The sequence below is a fragment of the Stenotrophomonas sp. SrG genome (assembly GCF_050031795.1).
GTDB lineage: Bacteria > Pseudomonadota > Gammaproteobacteria > Xanthomonadales > Xanthomonadaceae > Stenotrophomonas > Stenotrophomonas rhizophila_A.
This window is the reverse complement of sequence record NZ_JBNBBE010000541.1, coordinates 1-253: the sequence shown is the minus strand read 5'-3', so window position 1 is coordinate 253 and position 253 is coordinate 1. Positions and strand designations below refer to the sequence as shown.

General features: G+C 71.5%; 1 pseudogene. It reads left to right on the top strand.

The features are described from left to right. A pseudogene (locus ACQG3P_RS20775) lies at positions 1-244 on the top strand (LysR family transcriptional regulator ArgP); the annotation flags it as partial. Between the last annotated feature and the right edge of the window lie 9 nt (positions 245-253).

Below are 253 nucleotides of genomic sequence, written 5' to 3'. Positions count from 1 at the left end.
CTGGTGGATTCCGTCAACGCGGGCGTTCGTGCAGGCCAACGTGGGCGGGCTGGGCTGGACGTTGAACCCGCTGCCGCTGGTCAAGCGCCACCTGGACGCGGGGCGGCTGGTGCTGATGAAGCCGCGCGCGTGGGACGACGTGCCGCTGTACTGGCAGCACTGGAAGGGCGACGTGCAGACGATGGCGCTGCTGCCCAGGGCCGTGCTGGCGGCGTCGGCGACGCTGGTGCGCCGCAGACGGTAGGTACCCCAC